Below are 17,431 nucleotides of genomic sequence, written 5' to 3' on the forward strand. Positions count from 1 at the left end.
CTTGCACCCGCCGTGGCGAACCCCGAAGATGAGCCCTCTTCCCTTGGAGCCCTCCGCCGCCCCCGCATGAATACGATCGTCAGACCTCGCCGCAAGCCCGTGCAGTCGCGCGCATGGATGACCAGTTGCGCGATTCAGGATGCCTTCGTCATGTTGCTGGTCGAGCGGGGCTACGAGAAGATCTCGATGCGCGAGATCGCGGGCGTTGCGGGTGTGGGCCTGGGCACGCTGTATCTGTACTTTCCCGGCAAGGAGTCGATTGCCGCGGTCACGATCCGCCGCTGGATGCGCAAGCAGGCCGCGATTCTGGCGGTGGCGGCCAAGCCGTCGGGCCCACGCACGGTCGAGGCGGCCCTGCGAGCCATGGTGCAGGCGCACGTGCGAGGCCTGCTCGGCCAGGCCGACGAATGGCGCGCGCTGCTTTCTCTCGAGCGCCGAATTTCTTCGCCCGCGAGCTACCGCGAGATCTACCGCGAATTTGTCGGCCTGTTCCACGAGGCCTTCGTCGCGTCTTCCGACTGGCCGGAGGGGCTCGATCCGCTGCGTACCGCGTTCAATGCGTTCTCGATGGTCGATGCCATGGTTGGGCAGGCGCTGCTGGTGCAGGAGGTGTGCCCGGATGTGGAAGAACTGGTGGGCGACGTGGAGTGCGCGGTGGTCGGTTACATCCGGGCAGCGCGGGGTCAGGCGGGACGGCAGCGCTGCGTCGACTGCGGGTAGCGGGGCTGCTGCGGGATTTCACCAAGACCCCGCGGCTGCCGGGGCGGCGCATACTCTTGCTGCGCCGCTCGTCGGCCCCTCTCGGGGGTCCAGGGCGACTGTCAGGAGGCACGCCTTGCAGCGAACCGACATTGCGAATCCGGCCTATTTCCACAAGGTCGTCGATTGCCAGTACGCCTGTCCGGCGCACACCCCCGTTCCCGAATACATCCGCATGATCGCGCAGCGCCGCTACAGCGACGCCTACATGATCAACTGGGTCTCCAACGTCTTTCCCGGCATCCTGGGGCGCACCTGCGACCGGCCTTGCGAACCGGCCTGCCGGCGCGGGCGGGTCGAGGAAAGCAACGCGAAGGATCCCGAGCCGGTGGCAATCTGCCGGCTCAAGCGCGTGGCGGCCGACATGAAGGACGACGTGCGCGCGCGCATGCCCAAACTGGCGCCCAAGAACGGCAAGCGCGTCGCCTGTGTCGGCGCGGGACCGGCTTCGCTCACCGTCGCGCGCGACCTGGCGCCGCTGGGCTACGAAGTGACAGTGTTCGATAGCGACGCCAAGGCCGGCGGCTTCATCCGCACGCAGATCCCGCGCTTTCGCTTGCCGGAATCGGTGATCGACGAGGAGACGGGCTACATCCTGGACCTGGGCGTCGAATTCCGCGGCGGCGAGCGCATCGACTCGATGAAGGCGCTGATGGCCGAGGGATGGGATGCGATCTTCGTCGGCTGCGGCGCGCCGCGCGGGCGCGACCTGGACCTTCCCGGCCGCCAGGAAGCGGCGGCCAGCATCCACATCGGCATCGACTGGCTCAACTCCGTTTCGTTCGGCCACGTCACGAGCATCGGCCAGCGCGTCATCGTGCTGGGCGGCGGCAACACCGCGATGGACTGCTGCCGATCGGCCCGCCGACTCGGTGGCACCGACGTGAAGGTCATCGTGCGCAGCGGCTTCGAGGAGATGAAGGCTTCGCCCTGGGAGAAGGAAGACGCCCAGCACGAAGGCATTCCGATCATCAACTTCCACGTGCCCAAGGCCTTCGTCCATGACGACGAGGGCAAGCTGCTGGGGATGCGCTTCGAGATCGTGCAGGCCGCCTACGACGACCTGGGCCGCCGCACGCTCGTGCCCACCGGCGAGCCGGAGGCGTACTTCGAATGCGACGAGGTGCTGGTGGCGGTGGGCCAGGAGAATGCCTTTCCGTGGATCGAGCGCTCCTCAGGCATCGCCTTCGACAAATGGGGCCTGCCGACGCTCGACAAAGACACCTTCCAGTCGAGCGTGCCCAACGTGTTCTTCGGCGGCGACGCGGCTTTCGGTCCCAAGAACATCATCACGGCCGTGGCACACGGCCACGAGGCTGCGGTGTCGATCGACAAGCTGCTGCGCGCCGAGCCGGTGTACGTTCGCCCGCCGCCCATGACCAACCTGGTGTCGCAGAAGATGGGCATCCACGAGTGGAGCTATGACAACGACACCTCCAACGACCTGCGCTACAAGGTGCCGTGGGCCAAGGCCGAGGCGGCGCTGGCCAGCATCCGGGTGGAGGTGGAACTGGGCTTCGACGCCGCCACCGCCTTCAAGGAGGCCGAGCGCTGCCTCAACTGCGACGTGCAGACCGTGTTCAACGAAATCGCCTGCATCGAATGCGATGCCTGCGTGGACATCTGCCCGATGGACTGCATCAGCTTTACCGCCAACGGCGACGAGGCGGAGCTGAGAACACGACTCAAAGCGCCGGCGCTCAACCTGGCGCAAGACCTCTACGTGTCCGGCGGGCTCAAGACCGGCCGCGTGATGGTGAAGGACGAGGACGTCTGCCTGCACTGCGGTTTGTGCGCCGAGCGCTGTCCTACCGGAGCCTGGGACATGAAGAAGTTCCTGCTGAAGATGACGCCGGCAGGGCAGGGGGTGAGCCAATGAGTGCCGTACGGCCGCCCGATAGGGCAAAGGATGAGGCGAAGGAAGTGGAGAGCTTGGTCTCCATCCCGCAGATCGAAGCGGTCAACGATTTCGTCATCAAGTTTGCCAACGTCAACGGCTCGGGCTCGGCCTCGGCCAACGAGCTGTTCGCCAAAGCCATCCTGCGCATGGGCGTGCCGGTGAGTCCGCGCAACATCTTTCCCAGCAACATCCAGGGCCTTCCGACCTGGTACGAGGTGCGCGTGACCGAAGAGGGTCACCTCGGGCGGCGCGGCGGCACCGACATGATGGTGGCCATGAACCCGCAGACGTGGGACGCCGACGTGGCCGAGCTGGAGCCTGGCGGCTATCTCTTCTACGACAGTACGCGGCCGCTGCCGCCGTCGAAATTTCGCAGTGACATCCGCGTCATCGGCATGCCTTTGACGGAGATCTGCAACGCCGTCTACCAGGATCCGCGCCAGCGCCAGCTGTTCAAGAACATCGTCTACGTGGGCGCCCTGGCCATCCTGCTCGGCATCGAGCCTCACGTCATCGAAGACCTGTTCGGCGAGCAGTACAAGGGCAAGGAAAAACTGCTGGCCTCCAACGTGCAGGCGCTGCACCTGGGCTGCGACTTCGCGCGGGAGAACCTGCGCGAACCGCTGGGGCTGCGGGTGCGGCGCGCCGACCGGGTGGGCGACCGGATCTTTGTCGACGGCAACAGTGCCGCGGCGTTGGGCTGCGTGTATGGCGGCGCGACGGTGGCGGCCTGGTACCCGATCACGCCCTCGTCCTCGGTGGCCGAGGCGTTCCAGAAGTATTGCGCGAAGTTTCGCGTCGACCCGGCCACGGGCCAGCAACGCTTTGCCATCGTGCAGGCGGAAGACGAGCTCGCCTCCATCGGCGTCGTGGTTGGGGCCGGCTGGAACGGGGCGCGGGCCTTCACCGCGACCTCGGGGCCGGGTATTTCGCTGATGGCCGAGTTCATCGGCCTGGCCTATTTCGCCGAGATTCCCGTCACGCTCATCGACGTGCAGCGCGGCGGGCCATCCACCGGCATGCCGACGCGCACGCAGCAAGCCGACATCCTGTCTTGCGCCTACGCCTCGCACGGCGACACCAAGCACGTGCTCCTGTTTCCGGAGGACCCGCACGAGTGCTTCGAGCATGCGGCGGCGGCGCTGGACCTGGCCGATCGGCTGCAGACACCGGTGTTCGTGATGACGGACCTGGACATCGGCATGAACCAGCGCCTGTGCGCGCCCTTCGCATGGGACGACAGCAAGGCCTATGACCGTGGCAAGGTCATGAGCGCCGAAGAGCTCGAGGCGGGGCGCGACTTCGGCCGCTACAAGGACGTGGACGGCGACGGCATTCCGTGGCGCACGCTGCCTGGCACGCACCCGACCAAGGGCAGCTACTTCACCCGCGGCACGACGCGCGACGCCTACGCGCGCTATTCGGAACGCGGGCCGGACTACATCTACAACATGGAGCGGCTGCTGAAAAAGTTCGCGACCGCAGCCATGCTGGTGCCGCAGCCGGTGCTGCGCCCCGCCGGGCAGAAGACCGAACTGGGCGTGATCTATTTCGGTTCGACCAGCCCCGCCATGCACGAGGCGCTGCAAGCGCTGGAGGAACGCGGCGTCCACCTCGATGCGCTGCGGCTGCGCGCCTTTCCCTTTCCGGACAGCGTGGTCCGGTTCATGGCGCAGCACACGCACGTGTTCGTGGTCGAGCAGAACCGCGACGCCCAGATGCGCAGCCTGCTGGTCAACGAGCTGGACATCGATCCCGCACGGCTGATCCGGGTGCTGCACTTCGACGGCACGCCCATCACGGCGCGCTTCATCGTCCGGTCCATCGGTACGCACCTGCAGGCGCAAGCGTCCGGCGCCACCGATCCGAAGGAGCCTGCATGACCTACCTCGCCAAGCCCCGGCTGCACCACCCGACACTGGCCACCAACAAGGTCGGCTACACGCGGCGCGACTACGAGGGGAAAATTTCCACGCTGTGCGCCGGCTGCGGCCACGACTCGATCTCCGCCGCCATCATCGAGGCTTGCTGGGAACTGGACATCGAACCGCATCGCGTGGCCAAGCTCTCGGGCATCGGCTGCAGCTCGAAGACGCCGGATTATTTTCTGGGCGCTTCGCACGGCTTCAACACCGTGCACGGCCGCATGCCGAGCGTGCTGACAGGCGCTAACCTGGCCAACCGCGACCTGCTGTACCTGGGCGTTTCCGGCGACGGGGATTCGGCCTCCATCGGACTGGGCCAGTTCGCGCACGCCATGCGGCGCGGCGTGCGCATGGCCTACATCGTGGAGAACAACGGCGTCTACGGCCTGACCAAGGGGCAGTTTTCGGCCACCGCCGACCAGGGCTCCAAGAGCAAGAAGGGCGTGGTCAACACCGACAGCCCGGTGGACCTCGTGGCCATGGCGCTACAGCTGGGTGCCAGCTATGTGGGGCGGGGCTTTTCGGGTAACAAAGCGCAATTGGTGCCACTGATCAAAGGCGCGATCAGCCACGGCGGAGCCGCCTTCATCGACGTGATCAGCCCCTGCGTGGCCTTCAACAACCACCCCGGCAGCACCAAGAGCTACGACTACGTGCGCGAGCACAACGAGGCGGTGAGCCGCATCGACTTCATCAGTGGGCGAGAGGAGATCGCCATCGACATCGAGCCGGGCGAGGTGATGGACGTGCGCCAGCACGACGGCACACTGCTGCGCCTGCGCAGCCTGCATCCGGACTACTACGACCCTGGCGACAGGCATGCCGCCATGGCCTACATGCAGCGGCACCACGAGATGGGGGAGGTGGTGACCGGGCTGCTTTACGTGGATCCGCTGGCCACCGACCTGCACACCGCACTCAACACCTGCGACCGGCCGCTCAACGCGCTGGGGCCGGCCGAACTGTGCCCCGGCGCCCAGGCCCTGGAGCGGCTCAACGCCTCCTTGCGCTGAGCCGCGAGCGGCGGCACCATTCACATCCTTCTCATGGAGGGCGCACCATGTCCGAGCGCACCGTTTTTCAATCGATCTCGCGCAGCCACGTGATCAGCCTGGGCCCGCAGGCCAGCGCGCGCGACGCCGCGTGCGTGATGACGCGCGCGAGCTGCGGCAGCGTGTTGGTGATGGAACTGCCCGACATCCTGTTGGGCATCCTGACCGAGCGCGACCTGATGACCCGCGTGCTGGCCCGCGGCCTTGACCCCGACCGCACGGCCGTGCGCGAAGTCATGACGCCCAACCCGATCTGCGTGCCGCCCGAAACGCTGGTGTCCGACGCCGTGGTGCTCATGCTCGAACGGGGCTTCCGCCATCTGCCGTTAATGGCGGGAACGAAGATCCTCGGCGTGTTCTCGGTGCGCGACGCGTTGCCGCGGGAGTTGGGCACGGCGGTCAGCCTGACCGAATTTCGCGAACAGGTGAACGACGCGCTGGGTTGAGCGCACGAGTCGCTATGTTCCATCCGCAAGCGGGTGCGGAATGCCGCCATCGCCATAGCAGCGGACAACCTGTGCAATGACCACCTGGTAGCCCTTGAGCCAAAGCGCCTGGCGCTTCTTTGCAGCGATGTGTGCGGGGTGCCCGATAAGCTCCTGGAGCGCCTCCATCGTCTTCCAGTAGTACACGTTGGAAACAAGCCCTGATGCAGGGTTCTCCCAGCTCTCTTCGCCAAGGTAGCCGGGGATGGACTTGGCAAGCTGGGCAATGACGTTGTCCAGGGCATGGAACTCGTCGTCGAACTCGCCCTTAGCGAAAGTGAAGGTGGACGTGTACATGGGTCGTGCAGGCCTTGTCAGCTCGCTCCGCTGGCGTTGCGCATCAATTCCGACATTTCCTCGTGTCCGCGCGCCTTCAACATCTCTGCGGCATTGAGGCGGTCGCGCGCTTCCTTGTTCTGGCTGAGCTTGGACTTGCCGACCAGCGAAGTGACGGCGATCTCGATGCCCACGATGTTGCGCACCATGCTGTCGATGTACTCGGGTGCGGAGTCGCCCATTTTCCAGGGCCTGGGCTCAGCCGCCTCGTGGCGCCGCGTCAGGCGCGCGATGATGCCGCGTGCAAAGCGCTCGTCGTCGTGCACGGTGAGCACGCCGTGCGCGTGCACCACCTCGTAGTTCCAGGTCGGCACCTGGCGGTGCGCCTCGTGCTTGGACGGATACCAGCTGGGAGAGATGTAGGCCTGGGCGCCGCCGAAGATGACCATCACCGGAGTTCCGGTGGGGCAGCGCTGCCACAGCGGATTGGCGCGAGCGACGTGTGCCGACAGCAAGCCATGCGTTCCCACGTCGGGATCGAACTCGAAGGGGAGATGATCGGCATCCAGCCCCGAGGCCCCATGCGTGACCAGCGCACCCAGCGGATGCTCGCGGATGATGCGGTTCAGTTCCTCGGGTCTTGTTTCGGCGAAGTGCGTGGGGAGGTACATCGGGGCAGGGTGTGAATGATGTGGGTAGCTGGTACTGTCGCGCGGAACCGGCACAATGGGAAGGTCCAGTTCTATTCCTTTTGCATGGACCAGTTGCATACGCCGCCAAGCCCAAGTACCGGTGCCGACAGGGCCGGACGCCGCATCTACGACCTGCTGCGTTCCCAGATCGCCGAAGGCACGCTCGCTGCGGGCGCGCAGGTGCCGTCCACGCGTGCCCTGGCGGCCGACCTGGGGGTGTCGCGCACCACCGTCACCGCCGCCTACGAGCAACTCGCGGCCGAGGGCTTCCTTGTCACGTCGGTCGGGCGGGTTGCCCGCGTCGCGAGTCCGCTGGCTGCGGCTCCACGGTCCAACGCAAAGCCGCAACGGCGACCCGGGACCGCACCATCCCTCTCGGCGTTCGGCCGTCGCGTGGCGGCGATCGACATGCCTGGGCTTGCTTTTGCGGAACCTTGCCGCATCGACTTCCTCTACGGCGCGGTCGCTTCTCGCGATTTTCCGGCGCTGGCCTGGCGGCGTGCCTACCAGGCCGAACTGCTGCGCCATCAACGCAGGCTCTACTACGTGGCGCCCGAAGGCGACGCGTCGCTGCGCCGCTCCCTGCAGGGGTACCTCCGGCGTGCGCGAGGCCTGGCCTGCGATGCCGAGCAGATCCTGGTGGTGCACGGCTCGCAGCAGGCCATCGACTTGTGTGCGCGGCTGCTGTTGAATCCCGGCGACGCCTTCGTCTTCGAGGAGCCCGGCTACCTGATGGCGCGCCGGTGCTTCGAGTCCACGGGCGCCGAGGCTTTGGCGATCCCGGTGGACGCCCAAGGGCTGGACACGGCCAGGCTGCCAAAAGACGAGCGCGCACGCCTGGCCTATGTGACGCCATCCCACCAGTTTCCGCTGGGAGGTGTGCTGCCCATCGGTCGGCGCCTGGAACTGCTCCGTTGGGCGAGAACACACCGCGCCTGGGTCGTCGAGGACGACTACGACGGGGAGTTTCGCTACGGCCAGCGCCCGATCGACGCACTGCAGTCGATCGATACCGACGGCCGCGTGATCTACATCGGCACCTTCTCCAAGGCGCTGTCGCCGCAGCTTCGGCTGGGCTACCTGGTGCTGCCTTCTGAACTGGTGCCGGTGTTCCGACAGGCCAAGCGGCTGACCGACCGCCACGCACCCGTGCTGGAGCAGCGTGTGCTGGCGTCGCTGATCGACAGCGGCGCCTACGAGCGCCACGTGCGGCGCACGCGCCGTGCGCACGAACGCCGACGGGCGGCGCTGCTCGATGCCATTGCCCGCCACCTGCCTCCCAACGCCACGGTCATCGGCGCGGCGGCAGGTCTGCATGTGGTGCTCTGGCTGCCGTTCCTGCGGCCGCAGGACGAGCCCGCGCTGGCGGCTGCTGCCCGCATCAAAGGCGTGGGCGTCTACCCGGTGTCGCCGCTGTTCGCCAAGCCGCCGTCGCGCATGCAACCCCGGCCGGCCGGCCTCATCCTGGGATATGCCAGCCTGACGGTCGAGGAGATCGATCAGGGGATGCGTGTTCTGGCGACGGTGATCGCCGCCGGGAAGCCGTCTCAAGGAAAAGTGGTCCCCGGCCGCGCTGATCGTCTATAAACGGCTGCAGTTCGACGCTGCGCATCAACAACTGCACCTCGACCATGAACAATCTCTTTTTCGGACGCCTTCTCCTGGCGCTTGCCACCCTCTTGCCGTTCGCCGCGGTAGCGCAAGTACCGGTTCAGCCGGCCGCCGACCAGGAGGCGCTCCTCGCGAGCGCCGATCCGGCGCTGCGCGCCAACAAGCGCCTGGTCTACGACTTCTGGCGTGAGGTCTTCGAAGCGGGACACGTGGCGCAGGCGGACAAGTACGTTGCCGAGTCCTACATCCAGCACAACCCCAACGTGCCCACCGGCCGTGCAGCCATGGTGGGGTTCATCTCGCGAAGGACACCGACGCCCCTGCCGGTGGAGGCGCGCATCAAGGCGCCGCTGGTTTCGATCGTTGCCGAGCGCGACCTCGTGATCCTGAGCTTCGTGCGCGAGTACCCCGAGCCGAAGGATGCAACGCGAAAGTACACGACGACCTGGTTCGACATGTTCCGGCTCGACAACGGCAAGATCGTCGAGCACTGGGACGGGGCCGTGAAACCACAGAATCCCTGAAGGGAGTCGCGTCGCGGGGCCACTGGCGTACCTCAGGCCGCGTGCCGCTTCCCCTCAGTTTCGTTCCGACAACTGTTCCAGGATGGCGGGGTTCTCCAAGGTCGACGTGTCCTGCGTGACGGCCTCGCCCTTGGCAACGGAGCGCAGCAGCCTGCGCATGATCTTTCCGCTGCGCGTCTTGGGCAGGTTGTCGCCAAAGCGGATGTCCTTGGGCTTGGCGATCGGGCCGATTTCCTTGGCCACCCAGTTGCGTAGCTCGTTGGCGATCCTCTTCGCTTCATCCCCTGTGGGGCGAGCACGCTTCAGCACGACGAAGGCGCAGATCGCCTCGCCCGTGGTGTCGTCGGGGCGCCCGACCACCGCGGCTTCGGCCACGAGCGCGGTGCACGAGACCAGCGCGGACTCGATCTCCATCGTTCCCATGCGGTGGCCCGAAACGTTGAGCACGTCGTCGATGCGCCCGGTGATCGTGAAATAGCCGGTCTGTGCATCGCGGATGGCGCCGTCGCCCGCGAGGTAGAAGCCCCTGAGTTCCGGCGGGTAGTAGCTGGCCTTGAAGCGTTCCGGATCGCCCCAGATCGTGCGGATCATGCTCGGCCAAGGCTTCTTGACTACCAGGATGCCGCCTTGGCCGTTGGGCACGTCGGCGCCGGTCTCGTCGACGACGGCCGCCGCGATGCCGGGGAAGGGCAGGGTGCACGAGCCCGGCACCAGCGGCGTGGCGCCCGGCAGCGGCGTGATCATGTGGCCACCTGTCTCAGTCTGCCAAAAAGTGTCGACAATCGGACAACGGCCGCCGCCCACGTGCTGGTGGAACCACTCCCAGGCCGCGGGGTTGATCGGCTCGCCGACCGAGCCCAGGATGCGCAGGCTCGACAGGTCGTAGCGTTTGGGGTGTACGGTTTCGTTGCCTTCGGCCGCCTTGATCAGCGAACGGATGGCCGTCGGCGCGGTGTAGAAAACACTGACCTTGTGGTCCTGAATCATCTTCCAGAAGCGGCCGGCATCGGGGTATGTAGGCACGCCCTCGAACACGACTTCGGTGGCGCCCAGTGCCAGCGGGCCGTAGGCGATGTAGGTGTGGCCCGTGACCCAACCGATGTCCGCGGTGCACCAGAACACGTCGTCCGGCTTCAGGTCGAAGGTCCACTTCGTCGTCAGCACCGCATGCAGCAGGTAGCCGCCGCTGGAATGCTGCACGCCCTTGGGCTTGCCGGTCGATCCGGAGGTGTAGAGCACAAACAGCGGATGCTCGGCGCCCACCCATTCGGGCTCGCAGGTCTCCAGCTGGGCTTGCGTCTCGTCGTGCAGCCAGCGGTCGCGCGAAGGAACCCAGCCGATCGGCCCGCCGGTGCGACGGTAGACGATGACGTTCCTGACGCTCTCGCAGCCGCCTAGCGCGATGGCGTCGTCGACGATGGCCTTGAGCGGCAATTGCTTGCCGCCGCGCACCTGTTCGTCGGCGGTGACCACCATCACGGCGCCGGCATCCTGGATGCGGTCGCGCAGGCTTTGCGCTGAGAACCCGCCGAACACCACCGAGTGCGTGGCGCCGATGCGCGCGCAAGCCTGCATCGCGACCACGCCTTCGATGCTCATCGACATGTAGATGACGACGCGATCGCCTTTCTTCACGCCGCGCGCCTTCAGCGCATTGGCCATGCGGCAGGTGCGCGCGAGGAGATCGCGGTAGCTGATCCGCGTCACCTGCCCGTCGTCGGCTTCGAAGATGATCGCGGTCTTGTCGCCCAGGCCGCGCTCGACCTGGCGGTCCAGGCAGTTGTAGGACACGTTCAACGTGCCATCCTCGAACCACTTGAAGAAGGGGGCCTGGCTGTCGTCGAGCGCCTTGGTGAACGGGGTTTTCCAGTTCAGGAACTCGCGCGCAAGGCGCGACCAGTAGCCGCTGTAGTCGGCCTCTGCCTCGGCGACCAACTTGTCATACGCGGCCATGCCGGACACGTGGGCATCCTTCATGGCCGGAGCGGGAATAAGAGGGGTCATTGCTTCGTTGCTGCTCACGATGGATCTCCTGATTGTTCGATTCAAGGCGTCGAGGGGTCGGTCTGGTTTCACGGGTCCGCATGGCTGTTCAGCCAGGCGGCAATCGCGGCGGCACTGCGGAAGTCGTCGCAGGCGCGCGCCGGAACGGTAGGAAAGCGTTGGTTCCACATGCGCGACAGCGCCTGGCCCGGACCCACCTCCAGCACGCAGCGCACCTGCCGCGCATGGATGTTGTCCATGCATTCGTCCCAGCGAACCGTTCGGGCAATCTGGGCGGCCAACGCAATGCGGGCAGACCTCGCGTCCCGGATGCGGTCCCCCGCATTGCTGAACAGCACGACCCCGGGCGCGTCGAACGGGACCTGTGCAAGCGTCCGGGAGAAGCTCTCTGCGGCCTCGCGCATCCAGGGCGTGTGCGATGCGACGTTGACCCGCAAGCGCGTGCACTGCGCGCCCAGCGCCGCGGCCATGCGTTCGGCGTCATTCAACGCGGCGATCGGGCCGCCGAGGATCACGCTGGCATTGCCATTGCGGATGGCGAGTTCAAGGCCAGCTTCGACACGCAGCTGTTCGAGCTTCTGCTCGGAAACACCGCTGACGGCCAGCAGTCCGCCGGGCGCATGGGCGGCGCAACGATCCATGGCCTCGGCGCGCTGCGGCGCCAGCGCTGCCGCAGTGGTGGCATCGATCACGCCAGCCGCACTGAACGCGGCCAGTTCACCGACGCTGTAGCCCGCCACAGCGGCTGGCGGCGCGAGCAGGGGCGCCAGCTGCCCCCAGGCCGCCAGGGCAAGGCCCGTCAGCAGCGTCTGCGCGTTGTCGTTCCGCTCGGCCCACTCGGGTTTGGCGAGGGCATGGCGCCAGTCGTCGATGCCAAGCCGCGCGCACATGGCGCGCACGAGTGCGTCGTCGGCCAGCCAAGGAAGCATGGCAGGATGCTGGGTGCCCTGGCCGGAAAAAAGCAGTGCGAAGCTCATGAGGCTGGACACACGCGCTGGAACCAACATGCAGCGGCGAGCGTGTCTGCCGCGCCGCCGGGCGACAGGCGCTGCCGCACGAAATCGTCGGCCACGGCTTGTGCCGCCCGGAGCCCATCGGGCCGCGCGATGCCTCCTCGATCCAGAAAGTCTTTCGCGGCGCGCTGGGCGCATCGCAATCCGGCCAGGCCGCCGCGGTGCGCGAGGTTGCTGTCGTCCAGCACGGCAATGATGTGGAACAAGGTATCGAGTCGGGCCTGGCGGAGCGAGAGGCCCCGCGCCAATGCGCCCTTCAATGCGGGGAGCGCTGTCTCGAACAGCACAGGAAACGCCAGCGCCGCCTCTTCGGACGCGCCGCGCAGGCCGTGGCGTCTCGCAGCGATGCCGCCAGGCAGCACGGGCGGGCGCTGGCTTCGCTTGGCCAGCGCGCTGCCCCAGTGCTGGCGCAGTGCACCACGCAATTGATCCGGCTGCAATGCGCCGCCGTGTTCTCGCAGCGCGGCACCCGCTGCCGCGCACAACAGGCCGAGCATGAAGATCGCACCGCGATGCGTGTTGACGCCGCCGGTGGCAGCGAACATGCGTGCTTCCGCCGCGATGCCGTATCGTTCGAGCACGGCGAAATCCGCGCCGCCGAATCCGGCTTCGGCGATCTGGGCGAAGTAGCGGCGCAACGAGAACAGGCTGCGCATGAAGGTGTGCGCGTCCATGTCGTCGTGGCTGCCGGAGTCGATCAGCGTCACCAGACCAGGCTTGGGTGCCAGCGACAGTTCGTCATACAGCGCGAGCGTGGCGGCGCGTCCGATGGCCGCCGGGGTCAGCGGTGAATGCGGTGTCTGCGAAAGGGCGAGGTTCGTCACGCGGCGACCTTCAACCGTCCGGCGTGTTCGCACCACGCGGCATCGCGCTGCAGGGACACGCCACCCAGTTGCTTGACCATCACCGCCCGCGTGCGTCCGGCGCGCCAGTCGCTCCATTCACGCCAAGCCACTGCCGCGCCGTCCGCGAACAGGAGCTCGCCATCCAGACGGGGACGTTCCGCTTCGAAAGATCCGAGTGCACGAACCACGGCATCGGCATGTGCCGCCCCGTCGACGGTGACCGACAGATCGATATCGGAATCCGTCCGCACGTGATCGAGACCGCTGATCGCCTGCCAGCCGTAGCTGCCGAACACGCGCGCCGTCGCATGGCATGCGTCGAGCCTGCCAAGCAGTGCGCTTGCTGCGTCGCGCGCCGGCGGTGGCAGCAGCTCCTGCATGTCGGCGAGCCGCGGGAACTCGCCGAGGCCATCCAACGCTGCGTACGGCACCTGCAGCGCGAGCCGGCGCCTGTCCCAGCGGGCAGGCGCAGGTAAACCGAGCGCGATCCAACCATCGGCCAAGGCGTCCGCCGGCTGGCGCGTCACGACCAGCGGCAGTTGCTGCGAAGCCCAATGCGCGAGGCAGTCGTGCGACTGTGTATCCCACGGCCGGCCGAGCACGGCGGCCCAGCCGCTCGGGGAGAGGCGGGCGAGTTGATGGCGACGCAGCGGAACCATGGCGGTCATACGTATTCAGGTTGCGGTCAAGCGGCGTCCAGTACGCGCTGCACGACCGAGGCGGCGAGGCGGCGTCCGCCCCGTTCGGCACCGTCCCGTGCGCGCCGGTCTTCTGTTGGCGTGTGGGCCAACGCGTCACGCAGGCAGGCCTGCAAGTCGCCCTGCCAGAGCGCACGCACGCCGCCCATCGCCACATAGTTCTGCACGCCGGGTGCGAACACCGGGTTGGACTGCGACAGCGCCGTGAGTTTTTCTTCCGGCAACTTGGTCACGCGGGCCATGGCCGGGATGCGCATCACGCGGATCTCGGCATCCGGCAGCGCGTAGCAGGCGTCTGCAATCAAGCCCGAGGTGATGAAGCCGCCGGACAGCGCCTGGTCGTACACCAGGCCGATCACACGATGGCCGCGGCGCCGCGCCAGGTCGATGCTTGCGCCCAGGTGCGCCATCGCACGGTTGATGCCGAGCAGTTCGTCGCGCCGGCGCAGTTGCTGGCCCTGGGTGTCGATCAAGAGCAGGATCGGCCGGCCCGGGTGTTGCGTGACGGTGTCCAGGACCACGCGGGCCTGAGCCAGCGCGAGCCGGACCCCGATCGGCGCGTGGTTTGTCGTGCCGATCACGGCAACAGGCTCGCCGTCGAAGATGACTTCGCCCTGCAGAAAATCGCCGTCTTCGCGCATGCCGTGGTACGGGCCGAAGAGCTGGGTGACAAGTGAATTCCACTGCATGGATTGCCTCTTTCTCTCTGTTAAGCGGTGCGAAGCGCGCGAACGGCTTCCACCGAAAGCTCGGGTACCTGCCCGGCAGCGGCAATGCCGAGTGCGCTCCAGAGCAGCGCCGCCTCGTCGCGATCCGCGGTGTCGATGGTGTCCAGGGCGTGCAGGCGTTGCGTGAGCAGTGAGTGCTCCTGCTCCAGCGCCGCAAGCGTGAACGGCTTCGATTTGCCGATTGCCGCGATGGCGGCTGCACGAAAGGCGGCCACGTCGTCTTCGACCAGCGCATCGCAGTCGCCAGTGAGCCAGCGGTGCTTGCCGCCCGTGGTGCGCCAGACCAGTGCCCGGTCGCGCGAGTCGAATTCATCCACGCCGTGTGAAGCCTCGATCACCTCGGGCCCCGACATTGCCAGCCGGCCGACGTCGCTCATCACGATGTGGTCGGCACAGCGCGCCACGATGCCCATGCCGCCGAAGCAGCCGTTGGCGCCGCCGATCAGCACCAGCACCGGAATGCCCGCGGCGCGCACGTCGAGCAGGGCGCGCATCACTTCCGACACCGCAATGAGACCGGCGTTGGCCTCGTGCAGTCGCACGCCGCCCGATTCGGCCAGCAGCAGAACGGCGGCAGGCCGGTCGCGCAGTGCGCGCTGCATCAGGCCGACCAGCTTGGCGCCATGCACCTCTCCGACGCCGCCGCCCATGAACGCGCCTTCCTGCGCGGCCACGAACACGCTGCGGCCGTCGAGCATCGCGCGGCCGACCGCCACGCCGTCGTCGAAGGCGGAGGGCACGCCCAGTTGCGCCAGGTGCGGGCTCATGACCCGCTCGCTCGGAGGCAGCCACTCATGAAAACTGCCGGTATCGAGCAGCAGCGCCAGCCGCTCGCGCGCTGAGCATTCGGCATAGCTGATCATGGCTGGCCTCCGGTGATCTCGGCCACCGCCTGGTCGAGCCGCAGGCTCACCACCGCGGGCGTGGCGCCCATGTCGTTGATCGAGACGCGCACGCCGGCCAGCGGATGGCGCGCGTGGAAGTCGTTCATCACGGCCTGCCAGATGGGTCCGAAGCCGCGCGCAGACGTCTCGATGCGCACTGCGCAGTCATTGCCGCCAGCCGGCTCGAGCATGACTTCGAGGTTGCCGGAGCCGACGACGCCGACCAGCACCGGCGCAAAGGCGCCGGCCGGCTGGCCGCCGGAGAAAGAAAAGTCCAGGGTTTCGAGGCCTGCGGGAACGTCGCTCATCGTTGAATCTCCTCTTACCAGTTTCTGAAGCGCTTGGGCGGTTGGTACAAGCCGCCGGAGGCGCGCACGAGGTCGCGCATGTTGCGTGCGGCCAGCAGATTGCGCGTGGCCTGGCGAGGGTCGATGCCCAGGTCCTGCGGCCGGCGGATCACGCCGCGATCGCGCAGGTTCTCGACCGCCCGCTTGTCGCGCGCCAGGCCCACCGCGGTGTAGCCGGCCACGCCGCGAATCGCTTGCTCGCGCTCCGCGTCGCTGCGGCACATCAGCAGGTTCGCAATGCCTTCCTCGGTGAGGATGTGCGAGACGTCGTCGCCGTAGATCATGATTGGCGGAAGCTCCATGCCGGCCTGCTCCTGCAGCGTCCACGCGTCGAGCCTGTCGACGAAGGCCGGCTGCATGTGCTCGCGGAAGGTCTCGACCATCTGCACCACCAGCTTCTGCCCGCGCGGCGTGCCGGCCGCGCCGGTGCGCCCGGCGCGCGCCTCGCGCCCCGCCTTGAGCCAGGCAGGGCTCGCGTGGCGGCGGCCGCGCGCATCGGCGCCCATGTTGGGGGCGCCGCCAAAGCCGGCGATGCGACCCAGCGTGGCGGTGGAGCTGTTGCCATCGAGGTCGATCTGCAAGGTCGAGCCGATGAACATGTCGCAGGCATAGTGGCCCGCCGCCTGGCAGAACGCGCGGTTGCTGCGCAGGCTGCCGTCGGGGCCGGTGAAGAACACGTCGGAACGCGCGCGGATGTAGTTCTCCATGCCCAGCTCGGAGCCGAAGGAATGCACGGACTCCACCCAGCCCGCTTCGATCGCCGGGATCAATGCCGGATGCGGGTTCAATGCCCAGTGCTTGCCGATCTTGCCCTTGAGGCCGAGCGATTCCGCATAGGTCGGCAGCAGCAGCTCGATGGCCGCGGTGTCGAAGCCGATGCCGTGGTTCAGGCGCTGCACGCCGTACTCGGCGTAGATGCCCTTGATGGCCATCATCGCCATCAGGATCTGGACCTCGCTGATCTGCGCCGGGTCGCGCGTGAACAGCGGTTCGATGAAATTCGGGCGCGGTGCCTTCACCACAAAACTCACCCAATCGGCGGGGATGTCGATGCGCGGCAGCGTCGTGGTCTTGCCGTCGACCATCTCGTTGACCTGCGCAATCACGATGCCGCCCGAGAACGCGGTGGCTTCGACAATGGCCGGCGTGTCCTCGGTGTTGGGGCCGGTGTACAGATTGCCCTCGGCGTCGGCTGCTTGCGCGGCGACCAGCGCCACCTTGGGTGTCAGGTCGATGAAATAGCGTGCGAACAGTTCGAGGTAGGTGTGGATGGCGCCGATCTCGATGCGCCCGCCCGACACGAGCTTGGCCAGCCGCGCACCCTGTGGCCCCGAGAAGCTGAAGTCCAGCCGCGCGGCCACGCCGTTCTCGAACACGTCCAGATGCTCCGGAAGAGCCAGCACCGACTGCACCATGTGTAGGCCATGCACCTTCGCAGGATCGACCTGGACCAGCGCGCGCGCCAGGAAGTCGGCCTGCTTCTGGTTGTTGCCTTCGAGGCAGACGCGGTCGCCGGGCGAGAGCACTGCTTCGAGCAGGGTGGCAACGGCTTCGGTCTCGACGCGCTTGCCGGCGAGCCGGTACCCGAGCGCGTTGGCCGCGCGCGCCAGGCGGGCGTTGCGGTCGTCGGCCTTGGAGGTCCAGGAGCGGGAATTCATGGGAGGTTGATTGGAGTGAAGGTCAGTCGA

At 67.2% G+C, this 17,431-nt stretch carries 17 protein-coding genes; 7 read left to right on the top strand and 10 right to left on the bottom strand.

The window, feature by feature from the left end; all coding sequences use genetic code 11:
* The first annotated feature begins 66 nt into the window (after positions 1–66).
* The 5 genes from ASC78_RS01225 (at position 67) to ASC78_RS01245 (ending at position 6,082) form a co-directional block, all read left to right on the top strand.
* The gene (locus tag ASC78_RS01225) at positions 67–720 is read left to right on the top strand and encodes a TetR/AcrR family transcriptional regulator (RefSeq protein ID WP_055795354.1); all 654 of its coding nucleotides are present in this window, start codon (positions 67–69) and stop codon (positions 718–720) included.
* A 115-nt stretch (positions 721–835) separates the two neighbouring features.
* Entirely contained in the window at positions 836–2,638 is a 1,803-nt protein-coding gene (locus tag ASC78_RS01230; RefSeq protein ID WP_055795356.1) for an FAD-dependent oxidoreductase, read from the top strand.
* A 62-nt stretch (positions 2,639–2,700) separates the two neighbouring features.
* Entirely contained in the window at positions 2,701–4,542 is a 1,842-nt protein-coding gene (locus ASC78_RS01235; protein WP_055795916.1) for a 2-oxoacid:acceptor oxidoreductase subunit alpha, read from the top strand.
* On the top strand, positions 4,539–5,597 hold the full coding sequence (locus ASC78_RS01240; RefSeq protein WP_055795358.1) for a 2-oxoacid:ferredoxin oxidoreductase subunit beta: 1,059 nt from the start codon (positions 4,539–4,541) through the stop codon (positions 5,595–5,597). Before ASC78_RS01235 ends, ASC78_RS01240 begins: the two co-directional genes overlap by 4 nt.
* Before the next feature lie 47 nt (positions 5,598–5,644).
* Entirely contained in the window at positions 5,645–6,082 is a 438-nt protein-coding gene (locus ASC78_RS01245; RefSeq protein WP_055795360.1) for a CBS domain-containing protein, read from the top strand.
* A gap of 12 nt (positions 6,083–6,094) precedes the next feature.
* Here the strand turns inward: ASC78_RS01245 and ASC78_RS01250 are convergent, their stop codons facing one another.
* Positions 6,095–6,418 carry an antibiotic biosynthesis monooxygenase family protein gene (locus tag ASC78_RS01250; RefSeq protein WP_055795364.1) on the bottom strand — a complete coding sequence of 108 codons (324 nt, stop codon included), beginning with the start codon at positions 6,416–6,418 and terminating at the stop codon, positions 6,095–6,097.
* A gap of 17 nt (positions 6,419–6,435) precedes the next feature.
* The gene (locus ASC78_RS01255; protein WP_055795366.1) at positions 6,436–7,068 is read right to left on the bottom strand and encodes an FMN-binding negative transcriptional regulator; all 633 of its coding nucleotides are present in this window, start codon (positions 7,066–7,068) and stop codon (positions 6,436–6,438) included.
* Between the two features lie 84 nt (positions 7,069–7,152).
* Between ASC78_RS01255 and pdxR the strand changes: the two genes are divergently transcribed.
* Positions 7,153–8,676, top strand: coding sequence for a MocR-like pyridoxine biosynthesis transcription factor PdxR (gene pdxR, locus ASC78_RS01260; RefSeq protein ID WP_055795368.1), 1,524 nt, complete (start codon positions 7,153–7,155; stop codon positions 8,674–8,676).
* A 44-nt stretch (positions 8,677–8,720) separates the two neighbouring features.
* Entirely contained in the window at positions 8,721–9,224 is a 504-nt protein-coding gene (locus ASC78_RS01265) for a nuclear transport factor 2 family protein (RefSeq protein WP_055795370.1), read from the top strand.
* 54 nt (positions 9,225–9,278) lie between these two features.
* Here the strand turns inward: ASC78_RS01265 and acs are convergent, their stop codons facing one another.
* The 8 genes from acs to mdcA all read right to left on the bottom strand — a co-directional run bounded on the left by acs (position 9,279) and on the right by mdcA (position 17,401).
* On the bottom strand, positions 9,279–11,228 hold the full coding sequence (gene acs, locus ASC78_RS01270; protein ID WP_157634362.1) for an acetate--CoA ligase: 1,950 nt from the start codon (positions 11,226–11,228) through the stop codon (positions 9,279–9,281).
* Between the two features lie 68 nt (positions 11,229–11,296).
* Positions 11,297–12,205, bottom strand: a complete 909-nt coding sequence (locus ASC78_RS01275; protein WP_055795374.1) for an ACP S-malonyltransferase — start codon at positions 12,203–12,205, stop codon at positions 11,297–11,299.
* Positions 12,202–13,065, bottom strand: a complete 864-nt coding sequence (mdcB, locus tag ASC78_RS01280; RefSeq protein WP_055795376.1) for a triphosphoribosyl-dephospho-CoA synthase MdcB — start codon at positions 13,063–13,065, stop codon at positions 12,202–12,204. The genes ASC78_RS01275 and mdcB overlap by 4 nt, the downstream gene beginning before the upstream one ends.
* On the bottom strand, positions 13,062–13,754 hold the full coding sequence (gene mdcG / locus ASC78_RS01285) for a malonate decarboxylase holo-[acyl-carrier-protein] synthase (RefSeq protein WP_055795378.1): 693 nt from the start codon (positions 13,752–13,754) through the stop codon (positions 13,062–13,064). The genes mdcB and mdcG overlap by 4 nt, the downstream gene beginning before the upstream one ends.
* A 17-nt stretch (positions 13,755–13,771) precedes the next feature.
* Entirely contained in the window at positions 13,772–14,473 is a 702-nt protein-coding gene (gene mdcE, locus ASC78_RS01290) for a biotin-independent malonate decarboxylase subunit gamma (RefSeq protein ID WP_055795380.1), read from the bottom strand.
* Positions 14,474–14,493: 20 nt separating this feature from the next.
* Positions 14,494–15,375, bottom strand: a complete 882-nt coding sequence (locus ASC78_RS01295) for a biotin-independent malonate decarboxylase subunit beta (RefSeq protein ID WP_055795382.1) — start codon at positions 15,373–15,375, stop codon at positions 14,494–14,496.
* Entirely contained in the window at positions 15,372–15,704 is a 333-nt protein-coding gene (gene mdcC, locus ASC78_RS01300) for a malonate decarboxylase acyl carrier protein (protein ID WP_055795384.1), read from the bottom strand. The genes ASC78_RS01295 and mdcC overlap by 4 nt, the downstream gene beginning before the upstream one ends.
* Positions 15,705–15,718: 14 nt before the next feature.
* Positions 15,719–17,401 carry a malonate decarboxylase subunit alpha gene (gene mdcA / locus ASC78_RS01305; RefSeq protein WP_055795386.1) on the bottom strand — a complete coding sequence of 561 codons (1,683 nt, stop codon included), beginning with the start codon at positions 17,399–17,401 and terminating at the stop codon, positions 15,719–15,721.
* Positions 17,402–17,431: the final 30 nt, after the last annotated feature.

Source organism: Variovorax sp. Root318D1 (assembly GCF_001424835.1).
GTDB lineage: Bacteria > Pseudomonadota > Gammaproteobacteria > Burkholderiales > Burkholderiaceae_C > Variovorax.